This window comes from Pseudoduganella plicata (genome assembly GCF_004421005.1).
Classification (GTDB): domain Bacteria; phylum Pseudomonadota; class Gammaproteobacteria; order Burkholderiales; family Burkholderiaceae_D; genus Rugamonas; species Rugamonas plicata.
In genome coordinates, this window is the sequence record NZ_CP038026.1 from 5,779,886 (window position 1) to 5,802,705 (window position 22,820).

Genomic DNA, 22,820 nt, shown 5'->3' on the forward strand with positions numbered 1-22,820 from the left:
ATAGATGCTTGAGCGATCAAGTATATATCAGCTGATTTCCGCGCGCCATAAAAACATCGCCTGCCGGACAGGGGTATGATGGAGCTCATGAACAATCGCAGATCATTTCTCACAAAATCCGTGGCCGTCGCCTCTGCCTTGAGCATGCCGGCCCTGGCGCGGGCCGCCGTGGCGGCGCCGCACGAGCGCAGCCTGCGTTTTTACAACACGCACACAGGCGAAACCCTGCGCACGCTGTTCTGGGCGGAAGGACAATTCATCCCGGAAGCGTTGCAGGACATCAACAAGCTGCTGCGGGATCACCGCAGCAACACGATCGCGACGATCGATCCGGCGCTGATGCTGCTGGTTAATAAGGTCAGCGCCCAGTTCGGGACGAATAACGTGATCCATATTATTTCCGGGTATCGCTCGCCGGAAACGAACGAAAAGCTCGCGGCCGCCAGTGGCGGTGTCGCCAGGCACAGCATGCACCTGGAAGGCAAGGCCATCGACTTGCGCATTCCCGGCGTCGACCTGCGCAACGTGCACAAGGCCGCGCTGGCATTGAAAGGCGGCGGCGTCGGGTATTACCACAACTCGCAGTTCGTCCATATGGACACGGGACGCGTGCGGCACTGGTAGCAACCTGCGCTTGTGTTACATGGCTGGGGCAGCGATCGCGGAAGTCGTCGTACCGTCCACGCATGGTGTTGGGAAGGTCCGGCCCGACAGCTGGCCAGCCATTGCCTTACGCCGTGGCCTGCGTGCGGTTCCAGCCATGAGGCGCACCTGGCGTGGCTCGGCAGGCGTGCAATGTTCGAGGCACAATTGGCGGGACCGGGGCAAAGCTGGGGCGACGCTGGAACGCGCCCACCGTTGACGGCGCGAGGTCGGCGGCCTGCCCGCTGGAGGCGCTGCCGTCTGGCGCCAAAGGCACAGGTGGGGCCGAGACGGGCTGACGTCAGCGTGGCGCGCCGGTCACATGCGGGTAGGGATTGACGGGCGTACCTTCCCACCATTTCTTGTCCGCACCCAGCTCGAAGATGGCGAAGTGCAGATGCGGCGCGTTCGGATCGGAGTTCCCCGTCACGCCCACGTATCCGAGCATCTGGCCGCGCCGCAGTTGCTGGCCTTCTTTCAGATCCGGCGCGTAGCTGTCCAGGTGGGCATAGTAGTACGCGTATTTTTCCGACGGGTCGAACTGGTACACCGTCAGGCCGCCTTGCTTGCTGTTGAACAGCTTGGCGACCTTGCCGTCCGCGGCCGCCAGCACGGGCGTCCCCTTGGCCGCCACGATGTCCAGTGCTTCATGGCGCCGCTCGCTGCCGCGCGCCTGGTTGAACGTATCGGTCAGTTCTTTCGCGCTGACGCCGGCCACAGGCACCAGCAGCGCACCCAGGGTGGGTTTGATATTCATCTCCACGCCGGCCGGGACCGGCGAGACGGGCGCCGGCGGCACGACTTCTGGCAGCTCGCCGGGCGGCAGTGGCACGGCGGCGGCGGCTTGCGGCGGGGCAGTGCCCTGGGACGCCGTTGGTGGTGCGGCGGCGCGCGCCGGCATCACGGCGGGGCCGGGAGCGGGCGTACCCGCACTCGCCACGTCACGGCCCAGGTACAGCACGGCGCCTACGACGCCGATCGCAATTCCCAGCAGCAAAGTCAGCAACCATTTCATCGCGCGCTCCTCGTGTTGACGTTCAGTCCTGCAGGATGACGGGGAATCCCGGCTTGACGACGTCGGCCAGTTTGGCGGCGTCCCAGTTCGTCAGGCGGATGCAGCCGTGCGACTCCGTCTTGCCGATCATTGACGGCTCAGGTGTGCCGTGGATGCCGTAATGCTCTTTCGACAGGTCGATCCAGACGACGCCGACCGGGTTGTTCGGGCCCGGCTTGATTTTCGCTTTGGTGTCGCCCGGCTTCGCGTCCCAGAACAGTTTCGGGTTGTAGTTGTAGTCGGGGTTGCGGCCGACGCCGTTCACCTTCCATTCGCCGATGGGCAACGGGTCGTGCTCGCTGCCGGTGCTGGCGGGGAACTGGGCAACGACCTTGCCACTGTCGTCGAGCAGGGACAATGTGCGGTCCGAATCATCGACCACGATGCGCGACGCGGCCGGCATCGGCGCGGCGGCATGCACGTTCGGCACGATGACCTGCTCGCCCGCACGGGCGAAGTTCTTGCCGGGATTTAGTTGCTGCAGCAGGGCCGGGCTGGCGTGGAACCGCTCGCCCAGCGCTTCCTCGATGCTGCCGTAGCCCAGTGCGGGCAGCTTGGCTTTTTCCATCATCGATTCCGGCACCTTGTGGTAAGGGCCCTGGGCATCGGCATCCGTGATCGTATGGGTGGCCAGCACGGGCTTGTGATCGTCCAGCGCGTCCAGTGTCGCCTGGTCCAGCTTGCCCGTGGCCTGCAGGCCGCGCGACTTCTGGAACCCCATCAGCGCCTGCTTCAGGTTGCTGCCGTACTTGCCGTCGATCTGGCCGGACGAGAAGTGCGCGCGGTCCAGCAGGATCTGGGCGCGCAGGTCTGGCGATTGCGGATCGGCCGACTGGGTTCCTTGCGGCTGGCTTTGTGCCACCGGCGCGGGGACAGGCGCAGGCTGTGGGGATTGCGATTGCGCGGCGTGTACGAGCGGCGCGGCGAGGAGCAGGGTGAGAAGTGACTTTTTCATGGCGCCAGTTTGTCAATACTCGGCAGCGCGGTCTGTTCGGCAGCGTACGCATGCTGGGCACGGGCGCGGACATGCCATAGCTGACAGTTCGCACTGGGCCAGCAACTGCCGGAAGCAATAGGGTCGGGGGCAAAAGAAAAGGCCGCCGGGTTGCCCCGGCGGCCTTTTCAGACTGTTGCTGCGAAACCCGGGTAAGTCCCGGGATTCTGCTCAGCGATTAACGCTCGCCCCATGGGCGGCGCGGCGCTTCCGAGCGGGGTGCCGCTGCCGTGCTGTCGCGACGGAAGCCGCCGCCTTCCTTGCGGAATGGCGTACCTTCCGAGCGGAAAGGCGTGCCTTCAGCACGGTAGTGGCCGCTATCGCGCGGTGCACCGTCACGCGGCGCACCCGGCTTGCTGAAGCTGCGCTGGCCTGGCTTGCCGCCACGGCCTTCGCCCGGCTTCCAGCCTGGACGGGCTGCCGAGCGCGGTGGCGCGCTGCGTTTCGGCTCGAAGCCTTCCACGGTGCCGACAGGAATCGTCTGCTTCGTGAAACGCTCGATGCGCTTGACGTTCATGCCTTCCGCATGGTTCACCAGCGAGATCGCCAGACCGTTGCGGCCGGCGCGGCCCGTGCGGCCGATGCGGTGCACGTAGTCTTCCGGGAACTTCGGCAGGTCGTAGTTGACGACGTGCGTGATCGTCGGCACGTCGATGCCGCGTGCGGCCACGTCCGTTGCAACCAGTACCTTGACGCTGCCGCGGCGCATGCCGTCCAGCGTACGGTTACGGGCGCCCTGGTGCATGTCGCCATGCAGTGCGGCTGCCGAGAAACCGGCGATGTTCAGGCGGTCGGCGATCGTGTCGGCGTCACGCTTGGTAGCCGTGAAGACGACGGCCTGGTCCATCGACTCGTCGCGCAGCAGGTGATCCAGCAGGCGGTTCTTGTGCGACAGGTCGTCGACGAAGTGAACGCGTTGCGTGATGTTCTCGTGCTTGTTAGCGGCCTGCATGATCTGGATGACCTGCGGGTTTTTCGTGATGCGGCGGGCCATATTGCCCACGACACCATCGAGCGTGGCCGAGAACAGCATCGTCTGGCGGTTTTCCGGCGTGGCGGCCACGATCTTCTCGATATCGTCGATGAAGCCCATGTCCAGCATGCGGTCCGCTTCGTCCAGTACCAGGATCTGCAGTTCCGAGAAATCGATCTTGCCCGACTCCATATGGTCGATCAGGCGGCCTGGCGTGGCGACGAGAATTTCAGGATTGCGCGACAGCAGCTGCATCTGCTTCGGGTAAGGCATGCCGCCCAGGATCGAAACAGCCTTGATGCGGCGCAGATTGCCACTGTATTTGTCGGTATTCGTGGTGACCTGCAAAGCCAGCTCGCGGGTCGGGGTCAGCACCAGCATCTTCGGCTGGGCTGCCTTGAAACGTGGACGCTCGCCGCGTGCGGCAGCAGCCTGCTTTTCCTGGTTCGGGGTGCGGCCCTGCGACGCCTCGGACTCGTTGCCGGCCAGGCGGTGCAGCGAAGGCAGCATGAATGCCGCGGTCTTGCCCGAACCCGTTTGCGAAGAGACCAGCAGATCCTTGCCAGCGATCGCGGCCGGAATGGCTTGTTCCTGGACAGGCGTCGGCGCGGTATAGCCGGAGTCCAGCAGGGCCTTCAGGATGGACGGGTTCAGACCAATTGTTTCAAAACTCATGTATATCTTTCGTAAAAATCAGCGTTCGTGCAAAACGCAGAACGCAACATAGCAACGCCAACCAAACGAAATGACTCTAAACAGCAAGATTAGAAATTTCGGCACAAAAGCTTTGCGCCGGGATGGTGTCAGGTTGCGACACGCTGGGGCGGGGGCTTTTTATAAGCGTCATCCGGGATTTTGAAAATCCACTGAGCGATGCGCGAAGGCTTGCGAAGCTGCTCTGTTATTGTTGTGTGGGTTGTGGCGATTTAGAACCTGCTGCAACGCACAAACAACATCATACCTGAATTTCGTTCGCCCTGCACGGTTATCTGAGGCGTGCAGGGCGGGCCGCCATGGGGGCGGCACCGAACGTCATTTGCAGTTTACTGATAATCGGTGGCGTTCAGGCCCATGACGTGCGAGAAGCCGCCATCGACATACATGATGTCGCCGGTAATGCCGGAGGCCAGATCCGACAGCAGGAATGCCGCCGAATTGCCCACCTCGTCGATCGTCACATTGCGGCGCAGCGGCGCGTGGCTGGCGGCAAAGCCCAGCAGCTTGCCGAAGTCCTTGATGCCGGACGCGGCCAGGGTCTTGATCGGGCCGGCGGAGATGCCGTTGGCGCGGATGCCTTTCTGCCCCAGGTTTTCCGCCAGATAGCGTACGGAGGCTTCCAGCGATGCCTTGGCCAGGCCCATCGTGTTGTAGTAAGGGATGGCGCGCACCGCACCCAGATACGACAGGGTCAGCAGCGACGAGCCTTCCTTCAGCAGCGGCAGCGCGGCCTTGGCCATGGCCGGGAAGCTGTAGGCGGAGATGTCGTGGGCGATGCGGAAGTTTTCCCGCGTCAGGCCGTCCAGGAACTCGCCGGCGATCGCTTCGCGCGGCGCGAAGCCGATCGCGTGGACGAGTCCGTCCAGATGCTGCCATTCCTTGCCCAGGTCGGCAAACAGCGCCTCGATCTGTTCATCGCTGCCGACGTCGCAATCGAACACGAGCTTGCTGCCGAACTCGGCCGCGAACTCCGTGATACGGTCCTTGAACCGTTCGCCCACGTACGTGAACGCCAGTTCCGCGCCTTCGCGCTGGCATGCCTTGGCGATGCCGTAGGCGATCGAGCGGTTCGACAGCAGGCCGGTGATGAGGATTTTTTTGCCTTGCAAGAAAGCCATGATTACTCCAGTTGCCTACAGCGCGCGCATGGCGCGGCCGTCAGTACAGGTTGTTGTTCTAATTGGTTAGAGGATGCTGCAGAAGTGCTGTTCCCGTCACCGCAAGTCCGAGATTGTATGATCTGATCGGCACGCCTGCAAGCTTGGCAATGCGGCGCGGTGCCGTGGAGCCGGGTAAACGCAAAGGGACGGGCACCTGTCGCGGGCGCGCGGCTCGCAGCAGGTGCCCGTCCCCGGTGCGACGCGTCAGTTGTGGGTGCGGCGGCGCGACTTGCCGGCATCGGCGCGCGAAACGCGCGCCTTGACGAGCTTGATCGGCGACTTGCTGCTGCCCGCGCTGGCCTTGGCCTGGCGGTAATTGCTGCGTTTCGTCACCGTTTCGTTCGTGTCGATGGCCACCGTGGCGTTCTCGGCGATCTCGACGGGAATATCGAGGTTGGCGCTGGTGGACAGCTTCGGCACGAGAATCGTCGAGCCGGCCTTCAGCACGCCGCGCGACGGGATGTTGTTGGCCTGGCGGATCACGTCCGGCGTGGTACGGAACTTCGACGCCAGCGAGGCGATGCTTTCACGCGCACCCGTGACCTTGTGCGTGGTCCAGGTGGACAGCGCGCGGCCCCACTGGGCCAGGTTCAGGTGGAACTTTTCCGCGTTTTCCTTTGGCAGCAGGATCTGTGTCTGCTCGCCGCCGGTGATGACGGGGCGCTTGAACTGCGGGTTCAATGCCTTGAATTCGTCGACCGACAGTTCGGCCAGCTGGGCGGCGATCGCCAGATCGATATCGCTGGTCTTGTCGACGGCGGTAAAGTACGGCTCATTCTGGATCAGCGGCAGCGTCTGGCCGTAGCGGGACGGGTTGGCGACGACGTTTTTCAGCGCCTGCAGCTTCGGCACGTAGTTGCGCGTCTCGGCCGGCATCAGGTTGGACAGGCCTTCGAAATCGGTGGGTTTGCCGGCCGCGCGGTTCTTCGCGATGGCCTTCTGTACGGAGCCTTCGCCCCAGTTGTAGGCGGCCAGTGCCAGCTGCCAGTCGCCGAACATGTCATACAGGCGCTGCAGGTACGTCAGCGCAGCGTCGGTCGAGGCCAGCACCGAGCGACGGTCGTCCTTGAACGCGTTCTGTTTCAGGTTGAAGTCGCGGCCCGTGCCAGGCATGAACTGCCACATGCCGCCCGCGTTGGCGCTGGAGACGGCGGTCGGGTTGAACGCGGATTCGACGAACGGCAGCAGTGCCAGTTCCGTCGGCATATTGCGCTTTTCCAGCTCGGAGACCACATGGAACAGGTACAGCGATGCGCGTGCGGAAGCGCGCGCCATGTAGTCGGGACGCTCGACGTACCAGTTGGTATTGCGGGCAACGAGGGAATTGTTCAGGTCGGGAATGGCATAGCCGGAACGGATGCGGTTCCAGACGTCCGTTTCACGGAATGCATCTTCCGAGGCGGCGGCCCGGGAAGCGTGTCTGGAAGGGGAGGCGAGTTCGGGTGCAGGAGCCTTGGCGGCCGGGGAGAGCGGGATCAGTGGCAGGGAAGAGCGGTCTCCCGTTGCGGCCGATTCGACCGCCTGGCTGATCGCCGGCGCCGCGACGATCAGCGCCGCCAGCAGAGGTGTGTACTTGAGTCGCATAGCGCTCCATTGTTGTCGTCAGATGTTGATCGGACAGGATTCAGGGCAGACTGCCTGAGGGCAGAACTGCGTTGCCGTGAAGCACTTCCGGACGGACTACCAATTTAAAGAGGGAGTGTAAGGACGTTGCCGGGTCGCCGTCAAGAAATATGTCGGCGCGGTTACAATAAATCTTATTCGGATAGTTGTCGGAATATATCGTAAAAATATGTGCGGGATAACTAAAGAAGCGTGCAAATAGCAGTTTTGCACGGGAATGCGTAAAATGCGGGTAACCGTTTCAATTTCAAGAAAGTTTCTCATGAGCACCCCCGCGCGCACGCCCGTCATCGACCACGACGCCGTCATCGACGCCACCCGGCAATGGCTGGAAAAGGCCGTGATCGGCCTGAACCTTTGTCCGTTTGCCAAGGCCGTGCACGTCAAGGGGCAGATCCGCTATGTCGTATCGGAGGCGACCACGCCGGAAGAGTTGCTGGAACTGCTGATGGACGAGTTGCAGCTGCTGGCCGATACGCCGGCCGAACAGATCGACACGACGCTGATCGTCCACCCCGCGGTATTGTCAGACTTCGAAGACTACAATGAGTTCCTCGACGTGGCCGATGCCGCGCTGGAAGACATGCAGCTGGACGGCGAACTGCAGGTCGCCAGCTTCCACCCCGACTACCAGTTCGCCGATACGGACAAGAACGATATCGGCAACTACACCAACCGCACGCCTTACCCGACCTTGCATCTGTTGCGGGAGGAAAGCGTCGAGCGGGCCGTTGAAGCGTTCCCGGAGGCGGCGCTGATTTTCGAGAAGAATATCGAAACAATGGAAAAGCTCGGGCACGACGGCTGGGACAAGTTGTTCCCGCAGGTGAAGTAATGGCCGACCAGGATATCCCGGAGCGCCCGGACACGCCATGCGTGGCTGTCTGCTCCACCACGTTCGACGAGATCTGCCGCGGTTGTGGCCGTACTTATATAGAGGTGGCCCATTGGGTGTCGATGACACCCGAGCAGAAGGAGATTGTCTGGCAGCGCATTACCGCGCAGGGGTATCCACGGCGCAATGGCTGACCCGAGGGGAATGTCGAATACGTGAGGGACCTGCACCTCTTCGGGCGCTCGCCCGAAGAGGTGCAGGTCCTGGCTGCGCCAACGATCAGCCTGGCGTGACTTCGGCCGGATCGCCGAACTCGAGCGAAAACTCGCCATCCGGGGTGGGCGTGGCGACGATTTCGCGCCGCACCCAGCGTCCGTCGACTCGCGTCAGCATGGCTGCCGGCGGCGCGATGTCGCTCTCGTCGTCCAGTGCCGTCTCCTCCGCCCACTCGTAGGCGATGCCGTAGTTGATCTCGCCGGTCTGGGCTACCAGCTCGTCGGCACGACGCGCCAGGGCGGCGAGATCGGTGAAGCGCTCGTCGGCGCCCTGTTCGGGAATGATGTAAAGCATAGCGCGCTCCTTCTCAGCGGGGAATCAATACGTGCCGATGAAATCCTTCTTGCCGATCTCGATGCCATTGTGGCGCAGGATGTCGTACGCCGTCGTCGCGTGGAAGTAGAAGTGCGGCAGCGCGTAATGCAGCAGGTAGGTCTGCCCGTCGAAATGCTTCGTCTTCTCGCCGCTGCCCGTCGTGATGGCGCGGCCGGCACTGTTCTCGATCTCACTTTGCGGCAGGCTGTCCAGGAAAGCCAGCGTCTTCGCGATGCGCTGCTGCAGGTCGGCAAACGTCTTTTCCGTGTCCTCGTAGGGCGGTACGTCCTGTCCCGCCAGACGGGCGCCGGCACCCTTGGCGAAATCGGCGGCGATCTGGATCTGGCGGGTGAACGGCAGCATGTCCGGATAGAGACGGTATTGCAGCAGCGCGGCGGGATCGATCTTTTTCGCCTCGACATGGGCTTCGGCCTTGGCCAGAATGGCCGACAGGCTGTTCAGGATCTGGCGGAAGACGGGGACGGACGCGGAATAGATGGAAAACTGCGGGGAAGACGACATGGCAAACTCCTTGAAAGAGTGGCGATCATAGCAAGTTCGCAGCCAGTCTGCCCAGGTTGCCGCCGCCGCAGCCGTCCCATCCCGGCTGGGCTACCCCGTCACCGTTGCGCAAGAGTGACTTCGACGTGGCTTTCCGTGCATAATTGCATAAGAAAAACTTCATCTCGCGCTGCAATGAACCAAGATGGCATGACCCCTTCCGGCCACCGACCTGCATGACGAATTCGCACCCCCGCGGCCTGCGTGCGCGCCTGTCCGCGCTGTACGGTTCGTCGATCTATGGCTCGCTGCTGGTGGTCGTGCTGGTCGGCCTCGTCATCCCCGCCATCGTTGGCAGCTATCTGCTGATCGGCGTACGCGAACACCAGGCCGCGCGCACGGCGCTGAACGAAGCACTGCAGCGCAATGCCGACATCCTGGCCCTCGGGATGCAGGAGTCGTTGTGGAACATGAACAGCGATTCGGCCCAGCTGCTGGCCGAATCCGTCATGCGCGACAGTGCCGTTGTGCAGGTGGCCGTGACGGGGCAGGGCAATACGCCATTCATTCACCTGACGTCGCCCGCCCGTCCGCTGGGCAGCGTCGTCCGGGCCGAGCGCGACGTCACGGTGCGGGGCGAACGCATCGGCCGCATCCTCGTCGAGATGGACGACGCGCGCAGCCGCCAGGAACTGCGCGGCAAGCAGCGCTCGTATATCTTCCTGCTGGCCACGCAGCTGGCCGTGTCGCTGGTGCTGATCATCCTGCTGCTGAACCGGCGCGTGATTCAGCCGCTGCGCAAGCTGATGCGCTTCTCCTACCGCCTGTCGCAGGGCGACTTCGACACGCGCCTGGACGTACGCGGCAGCGACGAGCTGGGGCGCCTGGCCAGCCAGCTGGAACAGACCCGCGCGGCCATCCGCCGGCTGTTCGAGGACGTGCGCCAGCGCGAGGAGCGCTTCCGCACCATCGTCACGCAGGTGCCCGGCGCGGTGTTCCGCTATCGCCCGGACGGCCCGATCGAATTCGTCAGCGACGCCATCGAGGACATCTCCGGCTACACGGCGGCGCAGCTGATGCGCGGCACGACGCACGCGTGGGTCAACCTGATCACGCCGGAAGACCGGCGAGCGCAGCGCCAGGCGGTCAAGGACGCCATCGCCGAGAACCGGCCCTACGAATCGGAATACCGCATTGTCGATACCACCGGCACGCAGCGCTGGGTACAGGAAGTGGGCCAGCCGCAGATCCCGGCCGATGGCGCGACGCCGTGGGTGGACGGCATCCTGTCCGATATCAGCGAGCGCAAGGACAACGAGATGCGCATCGAGGCGCTGCTGGCCGAGCAGAGCGCAATCCTGGATAACGTGATGTTCGGCGTCAGCTTCGTGCGCCAGCGCCGCATCATGTCCGTCAACCGCCGCTGCGAGGAGCTGTTCGGCTACGGTCCCGGCGAGATGGTGGGCCAGTCCACCGAAATCTTCTTTCCCACCGATGCCGCGTTCGAGACGGCCGGTGCGCGCCAATATTCCACGCTGGGCCAGGGCGGCTATTTCAGCGAGGAACGCCAGTACCGGCGCCGCGACGGCAGCCTGTTCTGGTGCCTCGTCAGCGGCTGCGCGCTGGACCGCAACCGGCCGAACGAAGGCAGCATCTGGGTCTATGCCGACATCACCGAGCGCAAGGAGGCGGCGCAAAAGCTCGACCACATGGCGCACCATGACCCGCTGACGCAGTTGCCGAACCGCGCGCTGTTCAACGACCGGCTGCAGCACGCCATCGACCGCGCGGCGCGGGCGGGCGACGCACTGGCATTGCTGTTCATCGACCTGGACCGCTTCAAGACCGTCAACGACACGCTCGGTCACCACATCGGCGACGAGCTGCTCACGCAGGTGGCGCGCGCGCTGGCGGGCAAGCTGCGCGAGGGCGACACGCTGGCCCGTCTCGGCGGCGACGAATTCGTCGTGCTGCTGGAGGATGTCGAGGGCCAGTACGGCGCCACGCTGGTGGCCGCCAAGCTGGTGGCCATGTTCGAGCAACCGTTTCTCGTGGCCGGCCACGAGCTCTTCGTCACGTGCAGCGTGGGCGTCAGCCTGTACCCGAACGACGCCGCCGACCTGAACATGCTGATCCGCAATGCCGACGTGGCGATGTACCAGGCCAAGGCGCGCGGGCGCAACGGCTACTGCTTCTATGCGCCGGAAATGAGCGGCGAAGGTGTCGCGCGGCTGCAGCTGGAAACCTACCTGCGCCGCTCGATCGAGAAGAACGAGATCTTCCTGCACTACCAGCCGCAGGTGGAGATCGACACGGGCCGCCTGATCGGCGTGGAAGCGCTGGTGCGCTGGAACCATCCGCAGCTGGGTCTCGTGCCGCCGGCGCGTTTCATTCCGCTGGCCGAGGACACGGGCTTCATCAACCAGCTGGGCCAGTGGGTGCTGTACGAGGCGTGCCGGCAGATGGTGCGCTGGCAGGAGGCCGGCCTGACGGTGCCGAAGATCGCCGTCAACCTGTCCGTGCGCCAGTTCGAGCGCGGCACGATCGGCGACATGGTGCGCGGGATCCTGCGCGAGACGGGGCTGGCGCCGCAGCGGCTGCAGCTGGAGGTGACGGAGTCCGTCATCATGAATACGGGCGACGCGCTGGCCTTCATCAACGACCTGCATGCGATCGGCGTCAGCCTGGCCATCGACGATTTCGGCACGGGCTACTCGTCGCTCGCGTACCTGAAGCAGATGCCCGTGCAGACGTTGAAGATCGACCGTTCGTTCATCAAGGATATCTCGACGGACGTCAACGACGAGGCCATCGCCATCGCCATCATCCAGCTGGGCAAGAGCATGAACCTGTCCGTCATCGCCGAAGGCGTGGAGACGGACCAGCAGGCCGCCTTCCTGCGGCGCCACGGCTGCAACCACGCGCAGGGCTATCTGTACAGCCGCCCCGTGGCGCCGGACGAGCTGCTGCTACGCTGGAATGACTGAGGGAGCGCCTGTGCCGGCAGCAAAGACACCGTCGCGGCGCCGCTTCCTGCTGAGCGGTGCCGGCCTGGCCGGCGCGCTGCTGGTGGGCTGGGGCGTGGCGCCGCCGCGCCAGCGCCTGGAGGGAAGCGCGCCGCTGGTGCTTGGCGACGGCACCGTTGCATTGAATGGCTGGGTCGCCATCGCGCCCGACAACACCGTCTCGATCGTCGTACCCCGGGCCGAGATGGGGCAGGGCGTGCACACCGCGCTGCCGCTGCTGGTGGCCGAGGAACTGGACGTGCCGCTGGCCGCCGTGCGCATCGTCCAGGCGCCGCTCGACAGGATCTACGCCAACGTCGCGGTGATGCGCGAGAACCTGCCGTTCCACCCGGACGATGCGGGCTACACGCGGGCGGCGGCGCAATGGGCGCTGGCGAAGGTGGGCCGCGAACTGGGGATCAACCTGACGGGCGGCTCGTCCAGCATCAAGGATGCGTGGCTGCCCATGCGCGAGGCCGGCGCCACCGCGCGCGGCCTGCTGATTGCGGCGGCGGCACGGTTATGGAAGGTGGCGCCGGCGTCGGTGCGCACGGCGGATGGTTACTGTTTCCACGACGGCAGCGGGCGCCGGGCCAGCTTCGGCAGCCTGGCGCCCGCCGCCGCACATGAGACGCCGTATGAAGTGCCCCTGAAGGACCGTCATCAGTTCCGCCTGATCGGGCGCAGCACGCCGCGACGCGACGCCCGCATCAAGGCCGACGGCACGGCCAGATTCGGCATCGACGCGCGCCCGGAAGGCATGGTCTATGCGGCACTGCGGATGGCGCCGATGATCGGCGGCAGCATCGGCGGGATCAACCCGGCCAGCGTGCTGGCGCTGCCCGGTGTCCTCAGCGTGATCGATTTCACGGGCGCACTGGAAGGGCAGACGGGCGCGCAGGCCGGGGTGGCGGTCGTCGCGCGCACGTACTGGCAGGCCACGCAGGCTGCGGCCGCGCTGCCGATCCGCTGGCTACCCGGGCCACACGAAACGCTGTCCACCGCGCGGCTGTTCGGCGAGTTGCAGGCGGCGCTGGACGGCGACGACGGCCACGTCTATCACGACCGTGGCGACGTGACGGCGATTGCCGCCGGCGCGCGCAGCGTCCGTGCCGAGTACCGGGCGCCGTTACTGGCCCACGCGGCCATGGAGCCCGTCAACTGCACGGCGCAGGTGGATGGCGGCAAGGTGCGCCTGTGGCTGTCCACGCAGGCGCCCAGCATTGCGGTCGACATCGCGGCCCGCGTGGGAGGAGTGGATGCGGCCGACGTCGAGCTGCATGAACACCTGCTGGGCGGCGGTTTCGGGCGCCGGCTGGAAGGCGACATGGTGGCGCAGGCCGTTGCCATCGCGCGCCAGTGCCAGGGCCGCCCCGTGCAGGTGATCTGGTCGCGCGAGGACGACATTCGTCACGATGTCTACCGGCCCGCCGCGCTGGCGCGCTTCGTTGCCACGCTGGATGGGGCGGGCACCATCCTGTCGTGGGACTGCCGGGCCGCCAGCGGCGCGCTCGGCCACCAGTTCGTGCGGCGCAACCTGGGCCTGCCCGTGGCAGGGCCGGACAAGACGACCGTCGAGGGCGTGTACGACATGCAGTACGAGATCCCGCACCAGCGCATCGCCCACGTGGCCGTGGACACCCCCGTCCCGCTGGGGAACTGGCGCTCGGTGGGCCACTCGCAGAACGCGTTCTTCAAGGAGAGCTTTGTCGACGAGATGGCGCATGCGGGCGGCCTGGACCCGGTGGCGCTGCGCCGCGCCATGCTGTTGAAGCATCCGCGCGAACTGGCTGTGCTGAATGCCGCGGTGGCGCGGGCGGGCCAGCCGCCGGCGGGACGGGCCCACGGCGTGGCACTGCACACCAGCTTCGGTTCGGTCGTGGCGCAGGTGGCGGAGGTGTCGGTGGAACAGGGCGAGATCCGCGTACATCGCGTCGTCTGCGCAATCGACTGCGGCCTTGTCGTCACGCCGAACCTGGTGGCGCAGCAGATGGAATCGGCGGTGCTGTTCGGCCTGTCGGCCGCGCTGGGCGGCGAGATCACGATCAAGGATGGCCAGGTCGAGCAGGGCAATTTCAACGACTACCCGGTGCTGCGCATGCACCAGGCGCCGATCGTGGAAACCGTCATCGGCATGTCCGCCGAGCCGCCCGAAGGCGCCGGCGAACCCGGCGTGCCGCCCATCGCGCCGGCGGTGGCTAACGCGGTCTTCAAGCTGACGGGCCAGCGGCTGCGCAGCCTGCCGCTGCGGCTGGGGCCGCAGGGGCCTGTCCCCGGTAAGTGACGTCCCAAGCGCTCGCCGGCGGCCTGGGGTCTGTCCCCGGTTTTTGCCGGCGTCGTCACGAAAACGTCAAAAACCGGGGCCGGTCCCCTGGCCAAGCCGCCGATTGTCAGCGCAGCCAACACCTACCGGGGACAGACGCCAGAAACGCATCACTGCACCACATACCCCGAAACCCGCCAGCTCCCATCCTGCTCCCGTGCCGGCGTCACCGTTTCGACAGCCTGCTCCTTGTTGGCAAAGCGTGTCGTGTACTGGATGACGACATACTGCCCATCGGGCGCGCCGGGCAGGGCGGTGTGGTAGGTGGCCGACTTCAACGCCCGGTCCGACGCGCTGCCGAGCGGTGTACGGGCCTGGCGCAATGCCGCTTCGAATTGCGCCTGCGGCACGGTGCTGCGCAGCGACGCGGCGGCGTCGCGCCACGTACCCGCGTAGTTGCCCGCATCGAGCTGCGCCAGCCAGCGTTCCGCCGCTTCCTGGGCATCCGTCACGGACTCGGGCTCCTGGGCCCAGGCAGGGCCGCCGATGGCGGCCGCCAGCATGGTTGCAACGATGAATCGGAACGGCAGCGCGACTGGTTTCATGATTGCCTCTGCGGGAAAGTTGTCGGGCCGACCAGTTTAACAGGGCGGCCTCGCGAAAATACGTTAATTGTCACGCAGGGCGGCGCAGCACTGATGCCGCTTCGTTTCGCAACGGTTCTCGAACGCCGTTCGACGCACAACGGACTTGCCGCTGCTGGCGTCCCCTTGCCGTGGAAGCGGCGTTGCCACTGAATCGACAGCGATGGCGTGCCTATGCGACCATGGCTGTCCGATCAACCGTGCGAAGGATCAGCATGAGTCCGACTATCGCCCAGCGCGGCGTACTGCGCGCCATGGCGGCCGGCTTCGTTATGTCGGTGGTGGCCCTTGTCCTGAGCGCCCTGGTCCGGCCCTCCAATGCCTTGCCCGGTATGCCGTACAGCCATCTGCAAGTCCTTGCCCTGGCCAGCCTGGCGCCAACGGTCACGCTGGCGGCCTGCATCGCACGCCTGGCGGCGCACAGGTTCCACACGCCCGAGGACCTCGACGGCAGTGGCCTGACCGCCGGCACGGCCACGGCAAAACTGCTGCAGGCGCAGTTGCAGAACACGCTAGAGCAGCTCGTTCTGGCGTTGCCGGTGTATGCGGCCTGCGTCGCGCTCGGGCCGGCGTATTGCCGCAATCCGGTGCTGGCTGCGTCCGTGCTGTTCTTTTGTGGCCGCTTGCTGTTCTTCGCGGGCTATCGCCGCGGCGCAGCGGGCCGCGCGTTCGGCTTTGCGCTGACGTTCTACCCGACCGTGGTGTTGTTGGCCGGCATGATCATTCATGCCGCGCTTGCGGCGGCGGGCATCATTGCCGGGCCGGCGGGAAATAGCCGATGAGTGAGCGGCGCTCAGCGGGTTGCGATTACAATGGCAGCAACGAAACTGACAGGTCGACGATGCCGAAAATCGCCTTCGCTACACTGATGCGCCTGGCCCAGGCGTCCGTTGCCGTCTCGGCGCCCTGCAGCTGCAACAAGGTATCGCTTGCGGCGTGGAGCGCGTTGCCGATGACCTTAAACCTCGACCGCTTCGAGGAGATCGGCGTGCTGTTCGACGATCCCTACGACGAGCCGACATTTGCCGAGTATCATCCGGACGGCACGCGCTACGAAAGCGACGACGCGCCGATCGCGCCCGGGTACTACCCCTACAACCGCTGCACCGTGGCACGCTGCCTGGACTGCGACCGGCATTACCTGCGCTACAACGAGGCGGGCGGCTATTTCACGGAACTGCGCATGCGCGCCTTGCAGCCGGGGCTGGTCGTCGATAGGGCCGCACCCCGAGAATAGCCGACGCGCCCGCCCGGCAGAGTGTGTGCATGGCCGCCCCCGACAAATACCCCAGCACGCCCGACGGCCGCTACTTTGTCGTGCGCGGACGTCTCTGGCGCACCAGCAATCCGGCGCTGCCGGAAGCGTTGCGGCAACAGCTGGTCGATGAACTGATGGGGGCGCGGCGCCAGGTCGGCGTTGCAAAGAAGGCGGGAGATGCGACGGCCGAGCGTACGGCCCGCGCCGCCGTGGACCGGGCCAAGCGCGCGCTGGGCGAACGGGGCGCCGTGTGGTGGACCGACGGCGCGCCCGATTTCAACCGGCGCATGGTGGCCAATACGCCGTATGCCGACTGGTATGCGGCGATCAAGGACGAAGAGACGGCAGACTAGGCGCCAACCAGCCGGCGCAGGTTGCACTCCTGCTGCCACTGGCGCCGCTCCGCCGTGCTGGCCGCCAGGCGTTGCAGCTCCGCTTCGTCGGTGCCGGCAATGGTTTCAATGAGGCGGTGCGCCACGTTCGGGTCGGGCACCATCGTGCCGAAGAACGCCACGGTCTCATGCTGCTGGATCAGCAGCGTGGGGAAGTTCTCCACGTCCAGGTCGCCCACCAGGTCCGCATGGTCTTCGATATCGACCCACAGGAAGTACTTTTCCGGATGGCGGCGCGCCAGTTCCTCGAATGCGTTGCGGTAGCTGGCGCACGTGCCGCACCACGCCGCGCACAGGCAGGCAACGATCAGGTGCTGTTGCGCCAGCGCGGCGGCCACTTCGGCGCGGTTATCGGCTTGTAGGGTAATGCTGTGCATGCCGATATTGTACAGGGAACAGGGGCGTGCATCGGCCCGCGCCGGCCGCACCACGCTGGGCCGCGGCGCCCGGGCGAGGTAAAATACGGGGATGTCTGCCGATCTCCACACCCACCCCACTATTATTGCCATCGAAACATCGTCCGAACTGGCCTCCTGTGCGCTGCTGCGGCAGGGGCGCGTCACGTCGCGGGTGTCGTCCGGCGTGCGCACCCATTCGCAGGCCGTGCTGCCGATGATCCAGGAACTGCTGGCCGAGGCGGGCATCGCGCTGGCCGACTGCGACGCGGTGGCCTACGGCGCCGGTCCGGGCTCGTTTACGGGCGTGCGTACGGCCTGCGGCATTGCGCAGGGACTGGGTTTTGGCGCCAGCAAGCCGCTGGTGCCGGTCGTGACGCTGGCGGCGATGGCGCTGGCGGCGCATGAAGCGAGCGGCGCGGACGACGTGCTGGCGGTGCTGGATGCGCGCATGAACGAAGTGTACTGGGCGCAGTACCGCTTCGACGGCGATCAGCCGGTCGAGACGCTGGCGCCGGCGCTGTCGGCACCGCAGGACGTGCAGCCGCAAGGCGCGCCGGCAGCCTGCGGCAACGGCTTCGCTGCCTATCTCGACGGTTTCGCTGCGGCCCCGTTCGCGGCCAACGCCGATGCCGCCGTGATGCCGCACGCGGCACAGATTGTCCGTCTGGCCGCCGCCGCGCTGGCGGCGGGGCAGGGCGTGCCGGCCGCCCAGGCGCAACCGCTGTACCTGCGCAACAAGGTGGCGTACACGAAGGCCGAGCGGGCCGAAATCAGGCAGGCCGAAATCGATGCGGCGCAGACGGGAACGGCGGCATGAACAACGGCATGAACAACGCGCCCGTATGGGACCTGGCCCGGCTGGTGTATGAGCCGATGGCGCCCGGCGACCTGGAAGAAGTGGTCGCCATCGAGCAAAGTGTCTACCCGCACCCGTGGACGCGTACCAATTTTGCCGACTCGCTGAAGCACGGCTATCAGGCCTGGGTGCTGCGCAATGCGGCGCGCGAACTGATGGGCTATTTCCTCGTCATGGCTGTCGTCGACGAAGCGCACCTGCTCAATGTGGCGGTGGCATCGGCGTGGCAGGGCCAGGGCCTGGGCCGCTTCCTGCTGAATCAGTCCGTTGCCTGTGCGCGCGGCCTGGGCATGGCGTCGATGCTGCTGGAAGTGCGTCCGTCCAACGAGCGCGCGCTGCGCATCTACCGCCGCTACGGTTTCGCGGAAATCGGCCGGCGCAAGGGCTATTACCCGGCCGCCAACGGCGCCCGCGAGGATGCCATCGTCATGCGGATCGCGCTATGAGCGACCTGTCGCCGCGCAGTGCCGTGTTCCTGGAAGCGATGGGGGTCGGTCCACAGTGGCTGTTGCGCGACCGGCCTGTCGTCGAAGTCGTCGACATCGCCGCAGTCGAAGCCGAAGCCGAGCCGGTAGCAGCAGTGGCAGTGGCAGCGGTCGAGGCGATCGAGCCGCCGACCGTGAGCGCGTCGCCGCCTGCCGTGCCACCAGGCCTTGATACCACGTGGTTCGACAACGCGCCGCCGGCGCCATCGACGGCGCCCGCGCTGAAGCAGCCCGCCAGGCCGGTCGTGCCGGCGCAACGGGCGCCGGCCGCGCCGGCCGAGGACACGGCCTGGTTCGACACCGTACCGGCCGCCCCGGCACGTCCCGCTGCGCCGGCGCAGGCACGGCCGGCCGCGACGGACGAGGAAATCGCCGCCATGGACTGGACGGAGTTGCAGGCGGCCGTGCGCCGCTGCACCCGCTGCGACCTGGCGCGCACGCGCCGCGCAGCGGTGCCCGGACGTGGCGACGAAGCGGCCCGCTGGCTGGTGCTTGGCCCGGCGCCGACGGCGGCCGATGAGGAAAGCGGCGACAGCATCGGCGCGGAACCCGGCCAGCTGCTGGACAACATGCTGCGTGCGGTCGACCTGTCGACGCAGGCGGGCGCATACGTGACGTCGCTCGTCAAGTGCCGCGCCGTCGGCGACGACGGCAACGACCGCGCTCCGGCGGCTGCCGAACTGGCTGCGTGCCGGCCATATCTGCAGCGCGAGCTGGAGCTGACGGAGGCGAAGCTGGCGCTGACCCTGGGTGGCGTCACGGCCAAGGGCCTGCTGGGCGCGGCCGCGCGCGGCCGGGTGCTGCAATATGGCGAGCTGCCCGTGGTGGCCACGTTCCATCCGGCCGACCTGCTGCGCCGGCCCGAAGACAAAGGTCGTGCCTGGGCCGACCTGTGCCTGGCCCGTTCCGCCGATGCCGGCCGGCGCTGACAGCACCGGCTTTGGCGCTTACCAGGCGCAGTTCGCGCGCCGCTGGGGTCATCTCACGCGTCCCCACGTGCGCGCGCTGGCGTGGCTGCTCGATTCTCCCGACCTGCTCGATCCGACAGCGCCCGATTGGGCTGGCCGCGTCGCGGCGACCGGCCCGGCCGATCCCGCCACCGCCGCCTGGCTTGCCGCGCTGGAGGAGGAACCGTCGGCACTCGATGCGGCACTGGGCGACCGGCATTACTCGCGTCTCGGGCTGTACGCGGAAAAGCTGATGGCGTTTTACTTCGCGCAGCGGGGCGAACTGGTCGCGCACGGCCTGCAGGTGCGGGCCGCGCGCAACGACACGGTGGGCGAGTTCGACTTCCTGCTGGACGCGGGCGCCGGGCTGCGCCACATCGAATTCGCCACCAAGTTCTATCTGCAGGGCAGCGTGGACGAGACGTCCGACTTCGACCTGCTCGTGGGCCCGAACCTGGCCGACACGCTGGGCCGCAAGCTGAGGAAGATCTTCGGGCAACAGCTGGAGCTGTCGCGCCATCCGGCCGCGCAGGGACTGCTGGACCGGCCCGTCGTGGCGGCGCAGGCCCTCGTCAAGGGCTGGCTGTTCTACCCGGACGGCCGGGCGCCGCGGCTGCCCGGTATCGGCCCGGGTCATTGCCGCGGGCGTTGGCATACACTGTCCGGCTTTGCCGCCGCGGCGGGCGAACGTTTCATCGTCATGCCGCGGCTGCAGTGGCTGGCGCCATTGCAGGTGCCGGCACAGCCGACGAGCGACGGTGCCGTGCCGCCCACGCCGCCGGCGCTGCACCGCGCCGACCTGATGCCGCTGCTGGAACGGAAATTCGCCGTGGACCGCTCGCCCGTGATGGTGGCGGCCGTGCGGCAGGAGGAGGGCTGGCTGGTGGAAGAGGCGCGCGCGTTTGTCGTGCCGGACGACTGGCCGGAACGGGCGGCGCAGCGCCGCCCGTTCTGACCGTCAGTGTTTGTGCTCGCCGATCAGCGCGAGCGAATCGTGCTCGCGCTGGTTGGCCGCGTGCAGGCGCATGATGAAGATCATCGTCCCGGCCAGGAACAGGCCGAACAGCACGATGATGACGTTCAGTTCCAGGCGCATGCGCAGCATCAGCGAGTACACGGCCAGCATCGTCAGGATCGACAGGTTCTCGTTGAAGTTCTGCACGGCGATCGAGTGGCCCGCACTCATCAGGACGTGGCCGCGATGCTGCAGCAGCGCGTTCATCGGCACGACAAAGAAGCCGGACAGCACGCCGATGCCGATCAGCATCGGGTAAGCGATCGCCGTGGAGTGCACGAACGCCATCCCCACCACCATGACCCCCATCGCCACGCCCAGCGGGATGACGGTCAGCGACTTGCGCAGCGTGATCATGCGCGCCGACATCACGGCGCCAATGGTGACGCCGATGCCGACCAGCCCCACCATCGTGGTGGCCTTTTCGTACGTCATGTGCAGGTGCTGCTTGGCCCATTCCAGCACGATGAACTGCAACGTGGCGCCCATGCCCCAGAACAGCGTGGTGACGGCCAGCGAAATCTGGCCCAGCTTGTCCTTCCACAGCGTGACGCAGCAGTTGGAGAAGTCTTCGATCAGGCGCAGCGGGTTGCGCTCCTGGTGCGGGTAGATGGCACCGGTCAGCGGAATGCGCAGGTTGAACAGGGCGGCCAGAATGTACAGCGCACCGACCACGCACAGCGCCGCCTCGTCCGACGTGGAGATGCCCGTGTCGATGGCGGGGAAGTCGAAGCCGAGCATGACGGCGGCAATCTTGTCGCTGACCAGCGCGCCGCCCATCACGGTGCCGAGGATGATCGAGCTGATCGTCAGGCCTTCGATCCACGCGTTGGCCACCACCAGTTTTTCCGGCGGCAGCAGTTCGGTCAGGATGCCGTATTTGGCAGGCGAATAGACGGCCGCGCCGATGCCGACGATGGCGTACGACGCCAGCGGATGCAGCTCCCAGAACAGCAGGGCACAGCCGAAAATCTTGATCAGGTTGGCGATGAACATGACGCGGCCCTTGGGCAGGGAATCCGCGAACGCGCCGACAAATGCAGCCAACAGCACGTAAAACAGCACGAACAGGAATTTGAGCAGCGGCGTTATCCAGGCCGGCGAGTGCATCTTGGTCAGCAGATCGATCGCGACGTACAACAGCGCCGTGTCGGCCAGCGACGAAAAGAACTGCGCTGCCATGCATGTATAAAAGCCACGATTCATTCTGGATGCCTGAAAACTGATATCGGCTTGCTTTATACCATGAATAGATGCCTTTCCAAAGAAAACGGGCGCCCTTTAGGGCGGGCCTTCGGTAACGTCCGCACGCCCCGCTGCGGTACAATGTCGGCTTCGTAATTTTGCCGGAAATGTCATGCCGAGGCCCATTACCGCTACCGTTCATCTCGCCGCGATGCGGCACAACCTGGCCCGGGCACGCGCCTGCGCGCCGGATGCGAAAGCGTGGGCCGTCGTCAAGGCAAACGCGTATGGGCATGGCCTGGAGCGCGCATTGCGGGGCTTTGCCGACGCCGACGGTCTGGCGCTGGTCGAATTCGACGGTGCCGTGCGCCTGCGCGAGATGGGCTGGAGCAAGCCCGTGCTGCTGCTGGAAGGCTGGTTCGACGCGGCCGACCTGGAGACGATGAGCCGCTACGATCTGAACGGCGCGGTGCACTGCATGGAGCAGATCGCGCTGCTGGAGCGGCACCGTCCCGCGCAGCCGCTGAATGTGCACCTGAAAATGAACACGGGGATGAACCGGCTCGGCTTCCGGCCGGAGCGGTTCGCCGAAGCGTACCGCCGCCTGCGCGCGATCCCGCACGTGGGCGAGATCACGCTGATGACGCACTTTGCCAATGCCGACGAATCGCAACACCCCTGCCTGCCGGTCCATGACCAGCTGCGCCGCTTTAAGGAGGGTGCCGCCGGCCTGCCCGGCCCGCGCAGCCTGGCCAATTCCGCCGGCGTGTTCCAGATGCCGCATTTGCAGGGGGCGCTGGCGGGCGACTGGATCCGGCCCGGCATCATGCTGTACGGCGGCACGCCGGGCGGGCGCACTGCTGTGCAATACGGGCTGCTGCCGGCGATGACGCTGGCGTCCGAAGTGATCGGCGTGCAGGACGTGCGAGCCGGTGAATTCGTCGGCTATGGCAGCCGCTTCGAAGCGGAGGGCGCCATGCGGATCGGCATCGTGGCGTGTGGCTATGCGGACGGTTACCCGCGGCATGCGCCAACAGGAACCCCGATTGTCGTGGACGGCGTGCGCACCCGCACCGTCGGCCGCGTCTCGATGGACATGCTGGCGGTCGACCTGACGCCGGTGCCGCAAGCGGGCGTTGGCAGCCGCGTCGTGCTGTGGGGCGAGGGCATGCCGGTTGACGAAGTGGCAACGGCCGCCGGCACGATCGGCTACGAGTTGATGTGCGCGGTAGCACCGCGCGTGGCGATGGTTGAGGATCGCACTTCCATCCTCATATAGGAA

At 66.1% G+C, this 22,820-nt stretch carries 23 protein-coding genes; 13 read left to right on the forward strand and 10 right to left on the reverse strand.

Features of this window, described 5'->3' with window-relative positions; translation table 11 throughout:
* Positions 1-87 precede the first annotated feature (87 nt).
* Positions 88-624, forward strand: a complete 537-nt coding sequence (gene mepK / locus E1742_RS25470; RefSeq protein WP_134387805.1) for a peptidoglycan L,D-endopeptidase MepK — start codon at positions 88-90, stop codon at positions 622-624.
* Between the two features lie 319 nt (positions 625-943).
* Here mepK and E1742_RS25475 read toward each other — a convergent pair whose 3' ends face one another.
* The 5 genes from E1742_RS25475 to E1742_RS25495 all read right to left on the reverse strand — a co-directional run bounded on the left by E1742_RS25475 (position 944) and on the right by E1742_RS25495 (position 7,124).
* Positions 944-1,657: a M23 family metallopeptidase gene (locus E1742_RS25475; protein ID WP_134387806.1), complete on the reverse strand. Its 714-nt coding sequence runs from the start codon at positions 1,655-1,657 to the stop codon at positions 944-946.
* Between the two features lie 22 nt (positions 1,658-1,679).
* A complete protein-coding gene (locus E1742_RS25480; protein WP_134387807.1) occupies positions 1,680-2,651 on the reverse strand; it encodes a L,D-transpeptidase family protein in 972 nt (323 codons plus the stop codon).
* Positions 2,652-2,868: 217 nt separating this feature from the next.
* Complete coding sequence (locus E1742_RS25485; protein WP_134387808.1) at positions 2,869-4,338, reverse strand: DEAD/DEAH box helicase; 1,470 nt, start codon at positions 4,336-4,338, stop codon at positions 2,869-2,871.
* Positions 4,339-4,706: 368 nt separating this feature from the next.
* A complete protein-coding gene (gene fabI / locus E1742_RS25490; protein ID WP_134387809.1) occupies positions 4,707-5,498 on the reverse strand; it encodes an enoyl-ACP reductase FabI in 792 nt (263 codons plus the stop codon).
* A gap of 246 nt (positions 5,499-5,744) precedes the next feature.
* On the reverse strand, positions 5,745-7,124 hold the full coding sequence (locus E1742_RS25495) for a transglycosylase SLT domain-containing protein (RefSeq protein WP_134387810.1): 1,380 nt from the start codon (positions 7,122-7,124) through the stop codon (positions 5,745-5,747).
* Positions 7,125-7,425: 301 nt separating this feature from the next.
* On the opposite strand from E1742_RS25495, the gene E1742_RS25500 reads away from it, so the two are divergent.
* Together E1742_RS25500 and E1742_RS25505 are read left to right on the forward strand one after the other, a co-directional pair.
* On the forward strand, positions 7,426-7,998 hold the full coding sequence (locus E1742_RS25500) for a DUF1415 domain-containing protein (protein ID WP_134387811.1): 573 nt from the start codon (positions 7,426-7,428) through the stop codon (positions 7,996-7,998).
* Complete coding sequence (locus E1742_RS25505) at positions 7,998-8,192, forward strand: DUF1289 domain-containing protein (RefSeq protein ID WP_134387812.1); 195 nt, start codon at positions 7,998-8,000, stop codon at positions 8,190-8,192. Before E1742_RS25500 ends, E1742_RS25505 begins: the two co-directional genes overlap by 1 nt.
* A gap of 85 nt (positions 8,193-8,277) precedes the next feature.
* On the opposite strand, the gene E1742_RS25510 is transcribed toward E1742_RS25505, so the two are convergent.
* A complete protein-coding gene (locus E1742_RS25510) occupies positions 8,278-8,568 on the reverse strand; it encodes a hypothetical protein (RefSeq protein ID WP_134387813.1) in 291 nt (96 codons plus the stop codon).
* A 24-nt stretch (positions 8,569-8,592) separates the two neighbouring features.
* Positions 8,593-9,111 (reverse strand): DUF1993 domain-containing protein, encoded by a 519-nt coding sequence (locus E1742_RS25515; RefSeq protein WP_134387814.1) that lies wholly within the window; start codon positions 9,109-9,111, stop codon positions 8,593-8,595.
* A gap of 215 nt (positions 9,112-9,326) precedes the next feature.
* Here E1742_RS25515 and E1742_RS25520 point away from each other — a divergent pair, with 215 nt between their 5' ends.
* Together E1742_RS25520 and E1742_RS25525 are read left to right on the forward strand one after the other, a co-directional pair.
* The gene (locus E1742_RS25520; protein ID WP_134387815.1) at positions 9,327-12,077 is read left to right on the forward strand and encodes an EAL domain-containing protein; all 2,751 of its coding nucleotides are present in this window, start codon (positions 9,327-9,329) and stop codon (positions 12,075-12,077) included.
* Positions 12,070-14,379, forward strand: a complete 2,310-nt coding sequence (locus E1742_RS25525; protein WP_134387816.1) for a xanthine dehydrogenase family protein molybdopterin-binding subunit — start codon at positions 12,070-12,072, stop codon at positions 14,377-14,379. Before E1742_RS25520 ends, E1742_RS25525 begins: the two co-directional genes overlap by 8 nt.
* A gap of 149 nt (positions 14,380-14,528) precedes the next feature.
* On the opposite strand, the gene E1742_RS25530 is transcribed toward E1742_RS25525, so the two are convergent.
* Complete coding sequence (locus E1742_RS25530; protein ID WP_134387817.1) at positions 14,529-14,963, reverse strand: DUF4019 domain-containing protein; 435 nt, start codon at positions 14,961-14,963, stop codon at positions 14,529-14,531.
* Between the two features lie 254 nt (positions 14,964-15,217).
* On the opposite strand from E1742_RS25530, the gene E1742_RS25535 reads away from it, so the two are divergent.
* From E1742_RS25535 to E1742_RS25545, 3 genes are read left to right on the forward strand one after another with little or no spacing between them, the layout of a single operon-like run.
* The gene (locus E1742_RS25535) at positions 15,218-15,784 is read left to right on the forward strand and encodes an MAPEG family protein (protein ID WP_206076712.1); all 567 of its coding nucleotides are present in this window, start codon (positions 15,218-15,220) and stop codon (positions 15,782-15,784) included.
* Between the two features lie 59 nt (positions 15,785-15,843).
* A complete protein-coding gene (locus E1742_RS25540; RefSeq protein WP_166793557.1) occupies positions 15,844-16,239 on the forward strand; it encodes a hypothetical protein in 396 nt (131 codons plus the stop codon).
* Between the two features lie 29 nt (positions 16,240-16,268).
* Positions 16,269-16,613 (forward strand): hypothetical protein, encoded by a 345-nt coding sequence (locus tag E1742_RS25545; RefSeq protein WP_134387818.1) that lies wholly within the window; start codon positions 16,269-16,271, stop codon positions 16,611-16,613.
* On the opposite strand, the gene E1742_RS25550 is transcribed toward E1742_RS25545, so the two are convergent.
* Positions 16,610-17,029, reverse strand: coding sequence for a thioredoxin family protein (locus tag E1742_RS25550; RefSeq protein ID WP_134387819.1), 420 nt, complete (start codon positions 17,027-17,029; stop codon positions 16,610-16,612). The two genes, E1742_RS25545 and E1742_RS25550, sit on opposite strands and share 4 nt — an antisense overlap.
* Before the next feature lie 91 nt (positions 17,030-17,120).
* Here E1742_RS25550 and tsaB point away from each other — a divergent pair, with 91 nt between their 5' ends.
* From tsaB to E1742_RS25570, 4 genes are read left to right on the forward strand one after another with little or no spacing between them, the layout of a single operon-like run.
* Positions 17,121-17,867, forward strand: coding sequence for a tRNA (adenosine(37)-N6)-threonylcarbamoyltransferase complex dimerization subunit type 1 TsaB (tsaB, locus tag E1742_RS25555; RefSeq protein ID WP_134387820.1), 747 nt, complete (start codon positions 17,121-17,123; stop codon positions 17,865-17,867).
* Positions 17,864-18,352 carry a ribosomal protein S18-alanine N-acetyltransferase gene (gene rimI / locus E1742_RS25560; RefSeq protein ID WP_229466351.1) on the forward strand — a complete coding sequence of 163 codons (489 nt, stop codon included), beginning with the start codon at positions 17,864-17,866 and terminating at the stop codon, positions 18,350-18,352. Before tsaB ends, rimI begins: the two co-directional genes overlap by 4 nt.
* Positions 18,349-19,320 (forward strand): uracil-DNA glycosylase, encoded by a 972-nt coding sequence (locus tag E1742_RS25565; protein WP_134387821.1) that lies wholly within the window; start codon positions 18,349-18,351, stop codon positions 19,318-19,320. Before rimI ends, E1742_RS25565 begins: the two co-directional genes overlap by 4 nt.
* Positions 19,304-20,293, forward strand: a complete 990-nt coding sequence (locus E1742_RS25570) for a DUF1853 family protein (RefSeq protein ID WP_134387822.1) — start codon at positions 19,304-19,306, stop codon at positions 20,291-20,293. Before E1742_RS25565 ends, E1742_RS25570 begins: the two co-directional genes overlap by 17 nt.
* Positions 20,294-20,296: 3 nt before the next feature.
* Here E1742_RS25570 and lplT read toward each other — a convergent pair whose 3' ends face one another.
* Entirely contained in the window at positions 20,297-21,559 is a 1,263-nt protein-coding gene (lplT, locus tag E1742_RS25575; RefSeq protein WP_134387823.1) for a lysophospholipid transporter LplT, read from the reverse strand.
* Positions 21,560-21,710: 151 nt separating this feature from the next.
* On the opposite strand from lplT, the gene alr reads away from it, so the two are divergent.
* Positions 21,711-22,817 carry an alanine racemase gene (alr, locus tag E1742_RS25580; protein ID WP_134387824.1) on the forward strand — a complete coding sequence of 369 codons (1,107 nt, stop codon included), beginning with the start codon at positions 21,711-21,713 and terminating at the stop codon, positions 22,815-22,817.
* The last annotated feature ends 3 nt before the right edge of the window (positions 22,818-22,820 follow it).

Bases quoted from the DNA above. Each gene is read 5' to 3' on its own strand.
- mepK (WP_134387805.1), top strand. From the start codon at position 88: ATGAACAATCGCAGATCATTTCTCACAAAATCCGTGGCCGTCGCCTCT.
- E1742_RS25475 (WP_134387806.1), bottom strand. From the start codon at position 1,657: ATGAAATGGTTGCTGACTTTGCTGCTGGGAATTGCGATCGGCGTCGTA.
- E1742_RS25480 (WP_134387807.1), bottom strand. From the start codon at position 2,651: ATGAAAAAGTCACTTCTCACCCTGCTCCTCGCCGCGCCGCTCGTACAC.
- E1742_RS25485 (WP_134387808.1), bottom strand. From the start codon at position 4,338: ATGAGTTTTGAAACAATTGGTCTGAACCCGTCCATCCTGAAGGCCCTG.
- fabI (WP_134387809.1), bottom strand. From the start codon at position 5,498: ATGGCTTTCTTGCAAGGCAAAAAAATCCTCATCACCGGCCTGCTGTCG.
- E1742_RS25495 (WP_134387810.1), bottom strand. From the start codon at position 7,124: ATGCGACTCAAGTACACACCTCTGCTGGCGGCGCTGATCGTCGCGGCG.
- E1742_RS25500 (WP_134387811.1), top strand. From the start codon at position 7,426: ATGAGCACCCCCGCGCGCACGCCCGTCATCGACCACGACGCCGTCATC.
- E1742_RS25505 (WP_134387812.1), top strand. From the start codon at position 7,998: ATGGCCGACCAGGATATCCCGGAGCGCCCGGACACGCCATGCGTGGCT.
- E1742_RS25510 (WP_134387813.1), bottom strand. From the start codon at position 8,568: ATGCTTTACATCATTCCCGAACAGGGCGCCGACGAGCGCTTCACCGAT.
- E1742_RS25515 (WP_134387814.1), bottom strand. From the start codon at position 9,111: ATGTCGTCTTCCCCGCAGTTTTCCATCTATTCCGCGTCCGTCCCCGTC.
- E1742_RS25520 (WP_134387815.1), top strand. From the start codon at position 9,327: ATGACGAATTCGCACCCCCGCGGCCTGCGTGCGCGCCTGTCCGCGCTG.
- E1742_RS25525 (WP_134387816.1), top strand. From the start codon at position 12,070: ATGACTGAGGGAGCGCCTGTGCCGGCAGCAAAGACACCGTCGCGGCGC.
- E1742_RS25530 (WP_134387817.1), bottom strand. From the start codon at position 14,963: ATGAAACCAGTCGCGCTGCCGTTCCGATTCATCGTTGCAACCATGCTG.
- E1742_RS25535 (WP_206076712.1), top strand. From the start codon at position 15,218: ATGAGTCCGACTATCGCCCAGCGCGGCGTACTGCGCGCCATGGCGGCC.
- E1742_RS25540 (WP_166793557.1), top strand. From the start codon at position 15,844: ATGCCGAAAATCGCCTTCGCTACACTGATGCGCCTGGCCCAGGCGTCC.
- E1742_RS25545 (WP_134387818.1), top strand. From the start codon at position 16,269: ATGGCCGCCCCCGACAAATACCCCAGCACGCCCGACGGCCGCTACTTT.
- E1742_RS25550 (WP_134387819.1), bottom strand. From the start codon at position 17,029: ATGCACAGCATTACCCTACAAGCCGATAACCGCGCCGAAGTGGCCGCC.
- tsaB (WP_134387820.1), top strand. From the start codon at position 17,121: ATGTCTGCCGATCTCCACACCCACCCCACTATTATTGCCATCGAAACA.
- rimI (WP_229466351.1), top strand. From the start codon at position 17,864: ATGAACAACGGCATGAACAACGCGCCCGTATGGGACCTGGCCCGGCTG.
- E1742_RS25565 (WP_134387821.1), top strand. From the start codon at position 18,349: ATGAGCGACCTGTCGCCGCGCAGTGCCGTGTTCCTGGAAGCGATGGGG.
- E1742_RS25570 (WP_134387822.1), top strand. From the start codon at position 19,304: ATGCCGGCCGGCGCTGACAGCACCGGCTTTGGCGCTTACCAGGCGCAG.
- lplT (WP_134387823.1), bottom strand. From the start codon at position 21,559: ATGAATCGTGGCTTTTATACATGCATGGCAGCGCAGTTCTTTTCGTCG.
- alr (WP_134387824.1), top strand. From the start codon at position 21,711: ATGCCGAGGCCCATTACCGCTACCGTTCATCTCGCCGCGATGCGGCAC.